Source organism: Erysipelatoclostridium sp. An173 (assembly GCF_002160495.1).
Lineage (GTDB): Bacteria > Bacillota_I > Bacilli_A > Erysipelotrichales > Coprobacillaceae > Thomasclavelia > Thomasclavelia merdavium.
The window spans coordinates 116,194-131,927 of the sequence record NZ_NFKR01000001.1 but is presented as its reverse complement, the minus strand read 5'-3'; the positions used below and the strand labels follow the sequence as shown (position 1 = coordinate 131,927).

Annotated in this window: 15 protein-coding genes and 2 other annotated features (1 of these 17 running past the window's edge); of the genes, 14 read left to right on the top strand and 1 reads right to left on the bottom strand. The window is 29.2% G+C overall.

The genetic code is table 11. The features are described 5' to 3' along the window. Positions 1–77 (top strand) — a binding site (T-box leader) (it extends 126 nt beyond the left edge of the window). 37 nt (positions 78–114) lie between these two features. From hisS to B5F09_RS00635, 12 genes are all read left to right on the top strand, one after another. Next, positions 115–1,392 carry a histidine--tRNA ligase gene (gene hisS / locus B5F09_RS00690; RefSeq protein ID WP_087298418.1) on the top strand — a complete coding sequence of 426 codons (1,278 nt, stop codon included), beginning with the start codon at positions 115–117 and terminating at the stop codon, positions 1,390–1,392. Beyond that, on the top strand, positions 1,385–3,136 hold the full coding sequence (gene aspS / locus B5F09_RS00685; RefSeq protein ID WP_087298419.1) for an aspartate--tRNA ligase: 1,752 nt from the start codon (positions 1,385–1,387) through the stop codon (positions 3,134–3,136). The genes hisS and aspS overlap by 8 nt, the downstream gene beginning before the upstream one ends. Beyond that, positions 3,129–4,208, top strand: coding sequence for a Xaa-Pro peptidase family protein (locus B5F09_RS00680; RefSeq protein ID WP_087298420.1), 1,080 nt, complete (start codon positions 3,129–3,131; stop codon positions 4,206–4,208). Before aspS ends, B5F09_RS00680 begins: the two co-directional genes overlap by 8 nt. Positions 4,209–4,317: 109 nt before the next feature. Then, the gene (gene murC, locus B5F09_RS00675; protein WP_087370567.1) at positions 4,318–5,628 is read left to right on the top strand and encodes a UDP-N-acetylmuramate--L-alanine ligase; all 1,311 of its coding nucleotides are present in this window, start codon (positions 4,318–4,320) and stop codon (positions 5,626–5,628) included. Positions 5,629–5,676: 48 nt separating this feature from the next. Next, a complete protein-coding gene (locus B5F09_RS00670; RefSeq protein ID WP_087298422.1) occupies positions 5,677–5,967 on the top strand; it encodes a DUF948 domain-containing protein in 291 nt (96 codons plus the stop codon). A gap of 15 nt (positions 5,968–5,982) precedes the next feature. Beyond that, the gene (locus B5F09_RS00665) at positions 5,983–6,459 is read left to right on the top strand and encodes a YtxH domain-containing protein (protein WP_087298423.1); all 477 of its coding nucleotides are present in this window, start codon (positions 5,983–5,985) and stop codon (positions 6,457–6,459) included. Further along, positions 6,459–7,466, top strand: a complete 1,008-nt coding sequence (locus B5F09_RS00660; protein WP_087298424.1) for a LacI family DNA-binding transcriptional regulator — start codon at positions 6,459–6,461, stop codon at positions 7,464–7,466. Before B5F09_RS00665 ends, B5F09_RS00660 begins: the two co-directional genes overlap by 1 nt. A gap of 80 nt (positions 7,467–7,546) precedes the next feature. Further along, positions 7,547–8,008: an RNA polymerase sigma factor gene (locus B5F09_RS00655; protein ID WP_087370561.1), complete on the top strand. Its 462-nt coding sequence runs from the start codon at positions 7,547–7,549 to the stop codon at positions 8,006–8,008. Further along, positions 8,005–9,000, top strand: coding sequence for a hypothetical protein (locus tag B5F09_RS00650; protein WP_087370558.1), 996 nt, complete (start codon positions 8,005–8,007; stop codon positions 8,998–9,000). Before B5F09_RS00655 ends, B5F09_RS00650 begins: the two co-directional genes overlap by 4 nt. Before the next feature lie 120 nt (positions 9,001–9,120). Beyond that, positions 9,121–9,316: a binding site (T-box leader), on the top strand. A 40-nt stretch (positions 9,317–9,356) separates the two neighbouring features. Then, the gene (gene tyrS, locus B5F09_RS00645; protein WP_087298427.1) at positions 9,357–10,583 is read left to right on the top strand and encodes a tyrosine--tRNA ligase; all 1,227 of its coding nucleotides are present in this window, start codon (positions 9,357–9,359) and stop codon (positions 10,581–10,583) included. A gap of 114 nt (positions 10,584–10,697) precedes the next feature. Then, positions 10,698–12,182: a glycoside hydrolase family 1 protein gene (locus B5F09_RS00640; protein WP_087370555.1), complete on the top strand. Its 1,485-nt coding sequence runs from the start codon at positions 10,698–10,700 to the stop codon at positions 12,180–12,182. Positions 12,183–12,244: 62 nt separating this feature from the next. Next, the gene (locus B5F09_RS00635; RefSeq protein WP_087370551.1) at positions 12,245–13,030 is read left to right on the top strand and encodes a MurR/RpiR family transcriptional regulator; all 786 of its coding nucleotides are present in this window, start codon (positions 12,245–12,247) and stop codon (positions 13,028–13,030) included. 33 nt (positions 13,031–13,063) lie between these two features. On the opposite strand, the gene B5F09_RS00630 is transcribed toward B5F09_RS00635, so the two are convergent. Further along, positions 13,064–13,804 carry an ATP-binding protein gene (locus tag B5F09_RS00630; RefSeq protein WP_204215145.1) on the bottom strand — a complete coding sequence of 247 codons (741 nt, stop codon included), beginning with the start codon at positions 13,802–13,804 and terminating at the stop codon, positions 13,064–13,066. Positions 13,805–13,939: 135 nt separating this feature from the next. On the opposite strand from B5F09_RS00630, the gene truB reads away from it, so the two are divergent. Both truB and B5F09_RS00620 read left to right on the top strand, forming a co-directional pair. Next, complete coding sequence (gene truB / locus B5F09_RS00625; RefSeq protein WP_087370548.1) at positions 13,940–14,782, top strand: tRNA pseudouridine(55) synthase TruB; 843 nt, start codon at positions 13,940–13,942, stop codon at positions 14,780–14,782. Next, a complete protein-coding gene (locus B5F09_RS00620) occupies positions 14,782–15,696 on the top strand; it encodes a bifunctional riboflavin kinase/FAD synthetase (protein ID WP_087298431.1) in 915 nt (304 codons plus the stop codon). The genes truB and B5F09_RS00620 overlap by 1 nt, the downstream gene beginning before the upstream one ends. Positions 15,697–15,734: the final 38 nt, after the last annotated feature.

The following is a 15,734-nucleotide window of genomic DNA, read 5'->3' as shown; positions in this document are numbered from 1 at the left end:
CGTTTGTTGCGTTAAGACAAGAGTGCGTGTCAAAAAACACGAATTAAGGTGGTACCGCGTTAGTTAACGTCCTTATTTTTAAGGACGTTTTTATATTATTAAGGAGGGAAAAAGATGAATTATAAAGCGCCACGTGGAACTGTAGATATTTTGCCAGAACAAAGTAATAAATGGCAAACATTAGAACAGCTAATTAGAACAATTTGTGCTAATTATAATGTTAAAGAAGTTAGAACCCCTATCTTTGAACATACTGATTTATTTTGCCGTTCAGTAGGTGATACAACAGATATTGTTAGTAAAGAAATGTATACTTTTGCTGATAAAAAAGGGCGTTCTATTACTTTACGTCCTGAAGGAACAGCTGGAGTAGCTAGAGCATATGTTGAACATAAGATGTATGCTAATCCTGATAAAATTAGTAAGTTATATTATATTGGTCCAATGTTTCGTTATGAAAGACCTCAAAATGGTCGTCAAAGACAATTCCATCAATTTGGGGTAGAAATGATTGGTTATGAATCACCATATTTAGATGTTGAATGTATGACAATGGCTGTAACTTTAGTTAAAGCTTTAGGATTAAAAGGTGTCAAACTACATATTAATACATTAGGTGATAATGAAAGTCGTGATACTTATCGTGAAGCGTTAAAAGCTCACTTTGCGCCATATTTAGATGAATTATGTAGTGATTGTAAAAATCGTTATGAAGCTAATCCGCTTAGAATTCTCGACTGTAAAGTCGATCGTAATCATCCAGCGATGGCTACAGCACCAAAAACATTAGATTATTTAAATGAACATAGTAAAGCTCATTTTGAAAAAGTATGTCAATTATTAGACGAATTAGAAATTGAATATGTAGTTGATCCTAATTTAGTTAGAGGTTTAGATTATTATTGTCATACAGTATTTGAAGTTATTTCTGATGATCCGCGTTTAGGAGCTGGTTCAACTGTTGGCGGTGGTGGTCGTTATAACGGTTTAGTTCAAGAATTAGGTGGACCAGAAGCTCCAGGTGTTGGTTTTGCTTTTGGTATGGAAAGATTATTAATTGCTATGGATGATCAGTTACAAGAAGAAGATGGTTTAGATGTTTATGTTATGCCATTAGGTAAAGCTGCTAAAGATTTAGCAATGCAAATTACAACTATGTTAAGAGCTAATGGATTTACTGTTGATATGGATTATCAAGATCGCTCATTGAAGGCTCAATTTAAAACTGTTGATCGTTTAAATAGTCATTTTGCAATGATCATTGGTGATAAAGAAGTTGAACAAGAAGTTGTAAATATTAAATGTACTCATTCAAAAACACAAGATGTAGTACCAATTGAAAATATTGTAGCGTATATTGAAGATCATATGGAGGGACATAGTCATGAATAGAACTCACAATAATGGTGAATTAAGAATTAGTGATGTTGGTAAAACAGTTGAATTAAAAGGCTGGGTTGCTAAAAAGAGAAATTTAGGAGCTTTAGTTTTTATTGATTTACGTGATCGTTATGGGATTACCCAAATTGTATTAAATGAATCAATGGAAGAAATTTCTCGTGAAATAAAAAATGAATATGTTTTACACGTTGTTGGAAAAGTAATTGAAAGAAGTTCTAAGAATCCTAATTTACCAACAGGTGATATTGAAATTGAAGTAACTAGTATTGATATTATCAATACAGCAAAAGTTACCCCAATTTATACAACTGATGAAACTGATGCTAGTGACGATGCTAGAATGCAATATCGTTATTTAGATTTAAGAAGACCAGTAATGCAAGAAAAATTAATTACTCGTCATAAAATTACACGCAGTATTCGTAATTTTTTAGATGAACATGATTTTATCGATATTGAAACACCATATTTAAATCGTTCAACACCAGAGGGAGCAAGAGACTTTTTAGTTCCTTCAAGGGTTCATAATGGTTCATTTTATGCTTTGCCACAATCACCACAATTATTTAAACAATTATTGATGGTTGCTGGATTTGAAAGATATTATCAAATTGCTCGTTGTTTTAGAGATGAGGATTTACGTATTGACCGTCAACCTGAATTTACTCAAATTGATGTTGAAATGAGTTTTATGACAACTGATGAAATCATTACTTTAGGAGAACAAATGATTGCTCAAGTAATGAAAGATGTCAAAGGAATTGAAATTTCATTGCCATTACCTCGTATGACTTGGCATGAAGCTATGGAAAAATATGGGATCGACAAACCTGATATTCGTTTTGGTTTAGAATTAGTAAATCTTAATGAAACAGTTAAAGATGTTGATTTTATGGTCTTTAAATCAGCGTTAGAAGCTAATGGTTATGTAAAAGGTATTAATGTTAAAGGTCAAGCTAATAATTTTTCTCGTAAAGCTATTGATAAATTAACAGATATTGTAAAAACATATAAAGCTAAAGGATTAGCTTGGTTAAAAGTTAAAAATGGTAAAGGGGAAGGTCCTATTGCTAAATTCTTTAATGATGAACAAATGGAACGTTTATTAACAGCAATGGCTGCTAATGATGATGATTTATTGTTATTTGTAAGTGATGTAAAATATGATGTTGTTTGTAGTTCTCTTGCAGCATTACGTAATCATTTAGGTAAGGAATTAAAATTATATGATCCAAATGAATTTGCATATTTATGGGTAGTTGATTTCCCAATGTTTGAATTTGATGATGAAACTAATCGTTATTATGCAGTACATCATCCATTTACAAGACCTAAAGAAGAAGATATTGATAAAATTGAAAATGATCCAGCTCATTGTTTAGCTGATGCTTATGACATTGTTTTAAATGGTTTTGAATTAGGTGGTGGATCTCAAAGAATTTATGAACAAGATTTACAAGAACGTGCTTTTAAAGCATTAGGATTTACTCAAGAACGAATTGAAAGTCAATTCGGATGGTTTGTAGAAGCCTTCCAATATGGAACACCTCCTCATGGTGGTTTTGCTTTAGGATTAGACCGTTTAGCAATGATTTTAACTGGTAGTGAAAATATTCGTGAAGTAATTGCTTTCCCTAAAAATGCTAGTGCAGTTTGTCCAATGTCTAAGGCTCCAAGTGTTGTTGATCAAGAACAATTAGATGAATTAAAGATTGCGGTGATTGAAGATGAATAAGCAAAGAATTAATGAAGTTGTAAAAAACATGCAAGAAAATAATCTGGATTATTTATTAATTAGTGAACCATCATCAATTGATTATTTAATTAATTATGTTAATAATCCTGGAGAAAGAATGTATGTTTTAATGCTAGGGGCTAATGGTGATCATTGTTTATTTTTCAATAAACTATTCTTTGTGGAAAATGATTTAGGAATTGAAATTGCATGGCATAGTGATACCGATGATCCAACAGCTAGTATCGCAAGTAAAATAGCTGGAGCTAAAACTGTTGGTGTCGATAAACATTGGAGTGCTCACTTTTTACTTAGTTTAATGGAAAAGATGCCAGATACAAAATTTGTCAATGGTTCTAAATGTGTTGATTATGTTCGAATGGTCAAAGATAAAGAAGAACAAGAATTAATGATTGAAGCAAGTAAAATCAATGATAAAGCAGTTGACAAAATTATCAAATTAGTTGGTACTGGTTTATCAGAAAAACAAATTGCTGATCAGTTAGAAGATATTTATAAAGAACTTGGCGCTTCTGGAAATAGTTTTGAGCCAATTGTAGCTTTTGGGGCTAACGGTGCTAATCCTCATCATGAAAATGATGATAGTCAATTAAAACCAGGAGATAGTGTAATAATTGACATGGGTTGTAAATACCATGGTTATTGTTCAGATATGACAAGAACAGTATTTTACAAAGAAGTTAGTGAAGAAGCTAAAAAGGTTTATCAGTTAGTTCGTAAGGCTAATGAAGCAGCTGAAGCAATGATCAAACCTGGCGTAAAACTTTGCGACATTGATAAAACAGCACGTGATATTATTAGTGAAGCTGGATATGGAAAAGAATTTAATCATCGTTTAGGACATTTCATTGGTAGAGATGTTCATGAATATGGTGATGTTTCAGTTAATTTTGATTTAGAAGTTAAAGAAGGAATGACTTTTTCTATTGAACCTGGTGTTTATTTACCTGGTAAATTTGGTGTTCGAGTTGAAGATTTAGTCTTAGTTACTAAAGATGGATGCCAAGTATTAAATAGTTATTCTAAGGATTTAATAGTTGTAAATGATTAAAAGTTTAATACTTTTAATCATTTTCTATCATTAAAAAGTAATAATTTTTTCTTGACTATTAAATACATTTATCATAAATTGTGCTAAAATGAGATGGTGAGGTGACAATATGTATTATTTTATAGGTATAAAAGGTTCAGGGATGGCGCCATTAGCCGAAATCCTTCATGAACTAGGAAATGATGTTTGTGGTAGTGATATTGATAAATATATTTTTATTGAAGATGAATTAAGAAAGAGAAATATCCCTATTTATTCTTTTGATCCAAATAACATTAAAGATGGCTATACAGTTATAATTGGAAATGCTTTTGGTGATGACCATGAAGAAGTAAAAGCAGCACTAGCAAATCCAAATGTTAAATGTTATCGTTATTTTGAATTTTTAGGAAAATTCATGGAAAACTTTATTTCTATCAGTATTGCTGGTACTCATGGGAAAACAACTACTACGGGTATGGCTTATCATTTATTTAAAGATTTTGCGAAAACTACCGTTTTAATTGGTGATGGTACTGGTTATGCAACTAAAGATAGTAAATATTTTATTGCCGAATCTTGTGAATTCCAAGATCATTTTTTACATTATTATCCACAATATGCAATTATCAATAATATTGAATTAGATCATGTTGATTACTTTGGTAATCTAGAAAGATATATTGAATCTTTTGAAAAATTTGCTAATCAAGTTAAAGATACAGTAATTGTGTGGGGTGATGATCCAAATATTAAAAAAATCAATTTCAAAAAAAGAGTTATGAGATTTGGTTTAAATGACAATAATGATGTTAGAGCAGTCAATGTAATTGAAAACCATGATGGATTGTCATTTGATGTATATATTCATAATGAATTATTTGGACATTTTAATTTGCCATATTATGGAATGCATATGTTATATAATTCATTAGCAATTATTACTCTTGGATATTTAGAAAATATGAGCTGTGAATATATGCAAGAAAAAATGGCTACATTTGAAGGTACTAAAAGACGGTATACAGTTACTGAAGTTGGTAACAATATATATGTTGATGATTATGCTCATCATCCAACAGCAATTAAATATGTAATTGAAGCTACTCGGGTTAGATATCCTGGTAAAAAAATCGTAGCTGTGTTTAAGCCAGATCGTTATTCAAGAGGAGCTCGATTTGCTGTTGAGTTTGCTCAGGCGATGGATTTAGCGGATTATCCATATTTTTGTCCATTCCCTGAAAATGCGGTTAAAGAGGAAGGCATCGATATTGATATTTACGATATTGCTAAAAACTTACCTCGTTCTAAAGTAATCGGTGAAGACGACGAAGCAGCTAAAGAATTAGCTAAATATGATAATGTTGTGTTCTTATTTATGTCTAGTAAAGATATTTATAAACTAGAAGAAAAAGTTATTGCCGCAAAAAAATCTATGTAAGAATTTAGAAATATGTTATAATGATTTTTAGAAAGTTGAGGTAATGCTATGACTGCAATCGATATATGTTATTGTGTCTTAATTTTGGCTGGTGCATTTGCTCTAGTAACATTAGGTATTTTGTTATTGCGTTCAGCTACTACAGTTAAACAAGTTGGTGAAACTGTTGAAATGGCGCAAAGTACGATAAATAAAGCAGAAAAAGTAATGGATGATATTACATACAAGCTAGATTTATTGAATGTACCAGTTGAAACTATTGCAAGTATCTTTGATCCTGAACGTCCAAAATTTAGCCCATTTGGTATGATTATTAGATTTATTAGAAAATTGTTTTAGAAAGGTGAATAAAAAATGAAATTAGGTAAATTAATTGCTGGAATTGGAATTGGAACCGTAATTGGAATGTTATGTGCTCCAAAAAAAGGTAGTGAATTAAGAAAAGATATTAAGGATAAATCAAAAGATTTATATGATAAAGCGCAAAATATCTCAAAAGAAGATATTCAAGAATTAATCAATAATACAATTGATGAAATTAAATTAGCTATTGATGAATTTGATGCTGATGAGTTTAAAGAAAACGCTGGAAAAAAAATTAATGAAGTAAAATCAAAATTAGAAGAATTAGCTGTTTCAGTTAAATCTAGTGAAGAATATGCTAATTTTAAAGAATCAGTTACTAAAGTAAGTAATGAAGTAACTACTAAATTAAAAGAAATCAAGACAAAAATTCAAGACCAGGATTTTAATGAAGTAGATGAATTTGATGGTGTAATTGATGACATCGAAGATGAATTAGATGTTATCATTGAAGATCTAAAAGACTAATGAAAAAAGTTACTATTTATGATGTTGCAAGAGAAGCAGGAGTTTCTCTTGCGACTGTTTCTCGGGTAATTAACGGGTCTAATGTTGTCCGAGAAAAGACAAAGCAAAAAGTCTTGGATGTAATTGAACGTCTAGATTTTAAACCAAATGATATAGCAAGAGGCTTAGCGACGAGTAAAACAACAACAATTGCAATTGTTTTTCCGCAATCATTGTTTGCCCATGTTAAAGATATGATTGGTGGAATTGGTGATACCGGAAGACATTTAGATTACAATATTAACATGTATACTACAGATGATATTGGTGATGAAAATACTGTTGCTGATGTTACTGAACGATTAGTAAAATCACGTGTTGATGGTGTAATACTTTTTAACAACGATAATCTTGATGAAACTATTGATTCAATTGTTAAATACAATTTACCAATTGTAGTTATTGGTAAAAAGATTTCTGGTGAAAATATTGGATCAATCTATATTGATGTTAAAAAGGCAGCTGAGGAAATTGTTGATCGCTATTTAAATCGTGGTAAAGATGATATTATTTATATTTTACCAAAACAAAATTTAATTAAAAGTGATGAAATTATTGAAGGAATTAAAGAAACATATAAAAAGCATAACAAGGAATTTACAACAAACCAGATTCTAACAAGTTCAAGTCATTATGAAAACACATATCCAAACTTTATCGAATATTTTAAAACTCATAAACATGATTTAGTATTTTGTGGTTATGACAAAGATGGTGTTGCTGTAATTAATGCAGCTCAAGAAAATGGAATTAAAATTCCAGATGAAATGGAAGTAGTTGGTATGTTGAATACTAGTTATTCGATTATGTGTAAACCAACTCTATCTTCAATGAATGTTCCAGTTTATGATATGGGAGCATTAGCAGTTAGACTTTTAACTAAGTTTTTACAAGATGAAGAAATTGAATCAAAAGAAATTGCAGTACAGCACATGTTTATTAAACGTGATTCAACAAAAGATGATTAGGCTTTCGTAAAGAAAGTCTTTTTTATTATTTGTCACTAATTAAGGATTTGAATTGTTTATTAGGTGAAGGGAGGATATTCATGGATAATGAAGCGCTTGAATCAATTTTTTATCGGTATCGGGAAATGGTATATAAAACAGCTTTTTTGTACTTGAAAAATGAAGCAGATGCCTTGGATGTAGTTCAAAACACTTTTTTAAAATTATCGAAACAAAAGAAATTTAATGATGAAGAGCATCTTAAACGCTGGCTATTAAGAGTAAGTATTAATTTATGCAAGAATAATTTAAAAAGTTATTGGAAAAGAAATGTAACTTCTTTTAATGAAGAATATTATTGTAATGAAAATGTCGACATTCAACTTAAAGAACTAGTATTTAAATTAGCACCAAAATATAAGGGTGTTATATATCTGTATTATTATCAAGGATATAAAATTAAGGAAATAGCTAAAATATTACATATTAAAGAAGCTGCGGTTAAACAAAGATTAAAAAGAGGACGAGAAAAATTAAAAATAGAATGGGAAGATATAAAATGAAACAAGATGATTTAAAGAAAGTTATAGATGGTATTATAATTCCTGAACAAAAATTGGATATGTGTTTAAAAAGCAAAAAAAATCCTAAAAGGTATTATAAATTTTTGGCTGTACCGGTAGTGATTTGTTTAACAATTGGTATTTTTAGTTTAAGAAAAGATAAAAATGTAAAAGAAACAACTAATATTGATCCAGATTATTTTATAACCAATGTTTATGCAAATGAACAAAATTATAATATAGAAAAACCAGTACAAATTGATATGACTGAAGATATGTTTGGAATATCGTGGAGAGTTAGTAATAAAATAAACAGTGATGAAAGTGGATTTAATGGTAAATCATATTTACCATTTGATATAGTTATTACTGGTGATAATATTAAAGAGATAACATATTCTGTTGTAAATGGTGATAGTTTGAATTTTTATCTTTTAGAGTCGTTTGATGAGTTTCAAGGAGATTATAATAAATATTGTGAAGACGGTAATGAGTATCGAGTTTTAAAACATTTTAACGAATTACGTAGTAAAGACATTGATCATTTAAAAGAAAATAATGAACATACTGATAATTTAGAACAATTTTATACTGAAAACTTTTTTAAAAAATCAGTTGAGTTTAATAAAAAATTGGCTGAAGCAAACTATAGCCAAGAATCAATAAAAGAGTATGGCTGGATTTACTGGATTGGGATCAACCACAAAAAAGAATTAATGATACCATATGATAAACAATTTGATAATCAAGCAAAAATGCAAATAGTAACTAGTTTTTCATATGGAAAAGATGAATTGTCATATTATAAAAATGAAAAAAATATGACAAGATTTATTAAAGATGAACTTTTAAATTATCAAATTAAAATGGAAATTAAATACACTAATGGTATTACTAAAGAAAAAAAGATTACTTTTACAGAAGTACCAATAACCGAGGAAGATATGCGACCAGGTGATTATGGATCTAGAATTTATATGCAAATCTCATAAATATAAAAGCAGTTAAATTAATAAGTATATTGTTGACCTCACAGATAAAACTATGACAAAGATATTAAAACTTAATTTTATAATCGGGTTGACTTAATATTTTTTTTAGCATATAATTCTATTACGACGTTGAAGGAAAATAGTAGTCAAAATAGGCATTTAAGAGACCTTGTGGTTGGTGGAAACAAGGATGTACTACTGATGAATACACTCTGGAGTCTCTAGATGAAAAGTCTAGACGGGTAATTCCGTTATCAATATCAAGAGCATACTAGATGTATGAATAAAGGTGGTACCGCGAGATTTCGTCCTTTAGGATGGAATCTCTTTTATTTTATATAGGGAGGATTTTATTAATGAAAATTTATGATGAATTAGTTTGGCGTGGACTAATTAAAGATGTTAGTTCACCAGATTTAGAAGAAAAGTTAAATAATGGTGGTATGACTTTTTATATTGGAACAGATCCTACTGGTGATAGTTTACATATTGGTCATTTTTCATCATTTTTGATTTCTAAAAGATTAAAAGAAGCTGGGCATAATCCAATTTTATTAGTTGGAGGAGCAACTGGTTTGATTGGTGATCCTAAACCAGATACAGAAAGACCAATGATTACTAAAGAAACAGTTGAACATAATTTCAAATGTTTAAAGAAACAAGCACAAGATATTTTTGGTTTTGAAGTAGTAAATAATTATGACTGGTCTAAAGATATCAACTTTATTGATTTTTTAAGAGATTATGGTAAATATTTCAATGTAAATTATATGTTGAATAAAGATATCGTAAAACGTCGTTTAGATGCCGGAATCACATATACAGAATTTTCATATATGATTATGCAAGCTTTAGATTTTGAATGGTTATATAATAATAAAAATTGTGTTATGCAAGTAGCTGGTCAAGATCAATGGGGAAATATTACTGCTGGTATTGAATTGATTAGAAAAAAAGATGGTAAAGAAGCTTATGGATTTACAATGCCATTGTTAACTAAAAGTGATGGAACTAAGTTTGGTAAAACTAATGGTAAAGCTATCTGGTTAGATCGTAAAAAGACATCACCATATGAAATGTACCAATTCTTTATTAATTCAGAAGATGATAAAGTAATTGATTACTTAAAATTCTTAACTTTCTTAACTCCAGAAGAAATAATGGAATTAGAAGAAAAGAACAAAAAACAACCACATTTAAGAGAAGCACACCAAGCTTTAGCACGTGAAGTAATTACTTTCTTGCATGGTAAAGAAGCATATGAAGAAGCTGTAAATATTTCTAAAATGCTATTTTCTGGACAAATTCAATCATTAACTTTAGAGCAAGTAAAAGAATGTTTTGCAGGTGTACCTAGTGTTGAAGTGAATGAAGATTTAAATATTTTAGATGCTTTAATTACTTGCGGTGGTGCTAAAAGTAAACGTGAAGCTCGCGAATTTGTTAATGGTGGATCTATTTTAGTTAATGGTGAAAGAATTAAAGATGTTGACTTTGTAGTAAGTAAAGCTAATGCTTTTGGCAATGAAGCAACTGTAATTCGTCGTGGTAAAAAGAATTATTTTGTAATTAAACATTTATAAAATCATGGGAAACCATGATTTTTTCATTTTGTGAAACAAGTGAACAAAATATGAAAAAAATAACTTTCTTATATATAATTCTGATATCTTATTAGTATATAGGAGGCAAAAATAATGAAACAATTTTCAAAAGATTTTTTATGGGGTGGAGCAGTTGCTGCCAACCAATGTGAGGGAGCCTGGTTAGAAGATGGCAAAGAACCAAATGTAACTGATATTATGGTAGGGATTGGTTCTAAGGATCCAGGGTTAAAATGGAATGATACTACAAATAAATGGGAAATGGCATTAGATCCTAATAAAGTCTATTTATCTCATGAAGCGATTGATTTTTATCATCGATATAATGAAGATTTAGAACTTATGGCAGGAATGGGATTTAATTGTTTTAGAACTTCAATTGCTTGGGGAAGAATATTTCCTAATGGTGATGAAGAAACACCTAATGAAGCGGGATTAGAATTTTATGATCGATTAATTGATAAAATGATTGAACTAAAAATGGAACCAGTAATAACTTTAAGTCATTATGAAACACCACTACATTTATTAACAGAATATGGTGGTTGGAGCAATCATAAATTAATTGATTTTTGGAATCGTTATGTAACAACAGTTTTTAAACGTTATCAAGGTAAAGTTAAGTACTGGTTGACATTTAACGAAGTAAATAATATGATGAACAATCCATTGGTAGCTGGTGGTGTTTTAAATATTAATCCAAGTGATAAAAACGATCCAATTGGTTCAATTACTGAAAAAGAAAAATGGCAAGCATATTATAATATTTGTGTTGCTAACGCATGGACTGTTAAGATTTGTCGTGAAATTGATCCTGACGCTAAAGTTGGCTGCATGCTTACAAGTTCATCTGTAGCAACATATCCATATAATTGTGATCCAGATAATGTTTTTGGTGCTTACGATGCAGTTAGAAAAGCAAACTTTTACTTTGGCGATACCTTTTGTTTAGGAATTATTCCAGGTTATGTAAAACGAATCTGGCAAGAACATGATTGTACACCGGTCACTGATGAAAAAGAATTACAATTGATAAAAGATTATACTGTTGATTTCTTCTCATTTAGTTATTATCGTTCAGCAACATATGATCATGAAGTTTCATTAAGTGGTAATACTGGTGGTTTAGTGGGTAAAGAAAATCCATATCTTACTGGATGTTCACCTGAACCATGGTGCTGGCCAATTGATCCAAAAGGGATTCGATATGTTTTAAATGTTTTATATGATCGTTATCATTTACCATTATTTATTGTTGAAAATGGTATTGGTTTAGATGAAAAAGTTGATGAAAATGGTCAAATAAATGATATAGAACGCCAAAAATATATTGAAGATCATTTAAAATATGTTTATGAAGCTGTTTTAGATGGTGTTGAAGTAATGGGATATTTATATTGGGGTCCAATTGATATTGTTTCTGCCGGAACTGGTGAAATGAGAAAGCGTTACGGTTTTGTTCATGTTGATCGTAATAATGACGGTACCGGAACTTTAAAAAGAACTAAAAAGGATAGCTATGACTGGTATAAAGAAGTTATTGAAACTAGTGGTGCTAGTATTTTAAATAAATCTTAGGGTAACCTAAGATTTTTCTTTTTTTTGCAATTATGCTATGATTAAAACAAGAGGTGAAAATTATGGATTTATCTAGTATACTTTTTGCTGTAATAGAAAAAGAAGAACCCGGATCGACAAATTATATTATTGCCGATTATATAATAAAAAATAGTCAAGATCTAGATAATATTTCAACTGTTGAACTTGCTAAGGCTTGTAATGTTTCTAAGGCGTCAATTAGTCGTTTTTGTCGAAAGATTGGATTGGAAGATTTTTTAGCATTAAAAATCTTGATCCGTAGTTATAAACCAGGGAAAACTGTATCACAAAAATATTCTTTTAAACAAACTACTGATGATGATGTTATTAATTTTATTGATGAATCGATTGATAAAATGAGTTTATTAAAAAAACATTTAGATCGAACTTTATTAAACGAAATTACGCAGGATATAAATAAATATCAACGTGTCTATTTAATGGGATTACAACAGTCAGCAGGAATTATGATTTCTTTGGCTAATGATTTAATGACGTTTAAAAAATATGCTTTTGCAATAATGGAACCAAAGAAAATAAATCAAATTTTAAAAAATGCTACTGATCAAGATTTAATAATAGTTTTTTCAGCGACGGGTTCATTTTTTGAAAAAATATTACCAAGAAAAAATATTATCAATAAAAATAATCCACCACGGATTTATTTGATTACTACCATTAAAACTGATATCTATTCTTTTGTCTATAAAAATATTTTTTTAGATGATGAATATAATTTTTCATCTAATTTATTATTAAACATCTACGCTTCATTAATCGCTATTAATTTTAAAAATCTATATCAAAAATCTTTAACTAATATCTAACAAAAAAAGGGGATATACCCCTTGGATATTAGTTTATTTTTTTCTTGGTGTTTTATGCCATAACATGGTATTTTCTTCGTTTGATAGACTGGTTAATAGATTGTTTTTTGCTTGTGGATATTTTTTATATAAATCATTTAAAAGCTGTTTGAATTCTTCTCTTTTGGTATGTTTATCAGCTGGACATGTAGATACAACAACTGGAACATTTGCTTCTTTTACAGCACTGACTATATCAGATTCATAGGCATAAACAAGAGGGCGAATAAAATTCATATCAGTTCTAGATAAATACATTTTAGGAGTAAAGGTCGCAATTTTACCACCATAAAACATATTCATAAATAATGTTTCTACTGCATCATCACCATGATGAGCAAAAGCGACTTTATTACAATTGTATTTTTTGGCCCCATCAATAACTAAAGCTTTTTTAAATTTTGAACATAATGAACATTGTAATCGTCCATCAGGTGTTTTATTAAGTTTTAAAATTTCATAGACATCACTTGGTTCATGATATAATTCAATATTATTTTTTTTACAAAAAGCATCAACTTCACTAAAATCCATATTAGGAAAACCCATTTCGATGTGAACGCCAATTACATCAAATTTTACAGTTGAAAATTTCTTATATAAAGATAAACAATATAAAAGTAATGTCGAATCTTTACCACCAGAAACGCCCACACATATTTTATCGCCATCTTGAATTAAATTAAATTCTTCATCAGCTTTACGGATACATCCTAAAACTTTTTTCATTGTCATTTTTTATCACCTTGTTTATTCTATAAAAAAAATTTAATTTAGTAAAGATATTTTAGTTAAATCTGACGTATAATACTTTTGTATAAATAATTTGCAATTTAGATAAAAGATAGGTAAAATGATGAAGGTGATAAAATGGATGGAGTAATTATAGTAAATAAACCAGCAGGAATGACAAGCCACGATGTGGTAAATCGTATTAGAAAAATTTTTAAAACAAAAAAAGTTGGTCATTGTGGAACTCTTGACCCTGATGCAACAGGAGTCTTAGTTGTTGCTGTTAATAAAGCAACTAAGCTATTACAGTTTTTAACAGCAGATAATAAAGAATACATAGCGACGTTAAGTTTAGGAACCGCTACTGATACTTATGATGCTAGTGGACAAGTTACAGCAACTAAAGAATATGTACCAATTAGTGATAAAAAAATACTAGCTTGCTTAAATAGCTTTGTCGGAAAACAAGAACAAATTCCGCCAATGCATTCAGCAATTAAAGTAAAAGGAAAAAAACTATATGAATATGCTCGTAATAATGAAACGGTTGAAATTCCTAGACGAGTTATAACTATTGATTATATTGAATTAATATCGATAGTCGATAATTTAGTTAAGTTTAAAGTTGGCTGTTCAAAAGGAACATATATTCGTTCATTATGTTTTGATATTGCTAAAAAACTTGATTATCCAGGGCATATGTATAGTTTAATTAGAAGTAAATCAGGTAATTTTTCATTGAGCGATAGTTATAGTTTAGAAGAAATTGAAAATGGCGAGTTTGAAATGCTTTCAATGGAAGAAGCATTAAGCAATTATCCTAAGTTAGTTGTTGATGATGAAAATATAATATATCATGGTAAAAAGATTAAATCTAAGATTAATCATCAAGTAGCTATTTATAATCAAAATAATAAAGTTTTAGCTATTTATGGACCAGACGGTAATGGTTATCTAAAAAATATTAGAGGTTTGTGGTAATGGAAGTTATTTATTTAAATAAACAATCAAAATTTGATTTAGAAGATAGTTGTGTAGCTTTAGGCTTTTTTGATGGAATGCATTTAGGGCATTTAAAACTGGTTGAAAAAGTGATTTCTATCTGCAATAAAACTGGTTTAAAAAAAGGATTATTAACTTTTGATGTCCAACCTAAAGCTTATTTATCTAATCAGCATTTTAAACAGTTGATGAGTTTAGAAGATAAAATTGATTTTATGAAAAAGTATGATTTTGATTATTTATTTGTTTTATCTTTTAGTAATAAACTTGCTAGTATGGAACCCGATAAGTTTATTGATGAATATCTAATTAAAACTAAAATAAAACATGTTGTATGTGGTTTTGATTTTCATTTTGGTAATCAAGGTAAAGGGGATTGTAATTTTTTAATTAAATATAAAGAAAATAATTATGAAGTCAGTGTTATTGACAAGTTAGAATATGAACATCATAAAATATCTTCATCTTTTTTGCGAGAAATTTTATCGCAAGGTGAAGTAGAGTTAGCGACCAAATTATTAAATCGCCCTTATCAGGTTTCAGGATTAATAATCCATGGTCGAAAAAATGGTCATAAAATTGGCTTTCCTACTATTAATGTTGATGCTAATAATTATGTCTTACCTAAAGGTGGGGTATATGCTTCAAAAGTAATTATTGATGGCAAAGAATATTTAGGTATGGCTAATCTTGGCTATAATCCAACCTTTACAGCATTAAAACAAATATCATTAGAAGTTAATATTTTTGATTTTGATCAGGATGTTTATGGTAAAATGGCAAAAGTAATCTTTTTAAAACGGATCCGTAAGGAACAAAAGTTTCCTTCTATCGATGATTTGATAGAACAGCTTAAAACAGATAAACAAAAAATTATAGATGAATTTAGTTAAGCATTAGATATTTGACTATTGTTGATAGTTAAATATCT

Excerpts from the sequence above, each read along its gene's own strand:
- hisS (WP_087298418.1), top strand. The coding sequence starts at position 115 with ATGAATTATAAAGCGCCACGTGGAACTGTAGATATTTTGCCAGAACAA.
- aspS (WP_087298419.1), top strand. The coding sequence starts at position 1,385 with ATGAATAGAACTCACAATAATGGTGAATTAAGAATTAGTGATGTTGGT.
- B5F09_RS00680 (WP_087298420.1), top strand. The coding sequence starts at position 3,129 with ATGAATAAGCAAAGAATTAATGAAGTTGTAAAAAACATGCAAGAAAAT.
- murC (WP_087370567.1), top strand. The coding sequence starts at position 4,318 with ATGTATTATTTTATAGGTATAAAAGGTTCAGGGATGGCGCCATTAGCC.
- B5F09_RS00670 (WP_087298422.1), top strand. The coding sequence starts at position 5,677 with ATGACTGCAATCGATATATGTTATTGTGTCTTAATTTTGGCTGGTGCA.
- B5F09_RS00665 (WP_087298423.1), top strand. The coding sequence starts at position 5,983 with ATGAAATTAGGTAAATTAATTGCTGGAATTGGAATTGGAACCGTAATT.
- B5F09_RS00660 (WP_087298424.1), top strand. The coding sequence starts at position 6,459 with ATGAAAAAAGTTACTATTTATGATGTTGCAAGAGAAGCAGGAGTTTCT.
- B5F09_RS00655 (WP_087370561.1), top strand. The coding sequence starts at position 7,547 with ATGGATAATGAAGCGCTTGAATCAATTTTTTATCGGTATCGGGAAATG.
- B5F09_RS00650 (WP_087370558.1), top strand. The coding sequence starts at position 8,005 with ATGAAACAAGATGATTTAAAGAAAGTTATAGATGGTATTATAATTCCT.
- tyrS (WP_087298427.1), top strand. The coding sequence starts at position 9,357 with ATGAAAATTTATGATGAATTAGTTTGGCGTGGACTAATTAAAGATGTT.
- B5F09_RS00640 (WP_087370555.1), top strand. The coding sequence starts at position 10,698 with ATGAAACAATTTTCAAAAGATTTTTTATGGGGTGGAGCAGTTGCTGCC.
- B5F09_RS00635 (WP_087370551.1), top strand. The coding sequence starts at position 12,245 with ATGGATTTATCTAGTATACTTTTTGCTGTAATAGAAAAAGAAGAACCC.
- B5F09_RS00630 (WP_204215145.1), bottom strand. The coding sequence starts at position 13,804 with ATGACAATGAAAAAAGTTTTAGGATGTATCCGTAAAGCTGATGAAGAA.
- truB (WP_087370548.1), top strand. The coding sequence starts at position 13,940 with ATGGATGGAGTAATTATAGTAAATAAACCAGCAGGAATGACAAGCCAC.
- B5F09_RS00620 (WP_087298431.1), top strand. The coding sequence starts at position 14,782 with ATGGAAGTTATTTATTTAAATAAACAATCAAAATTTGATTTAGAAGAT.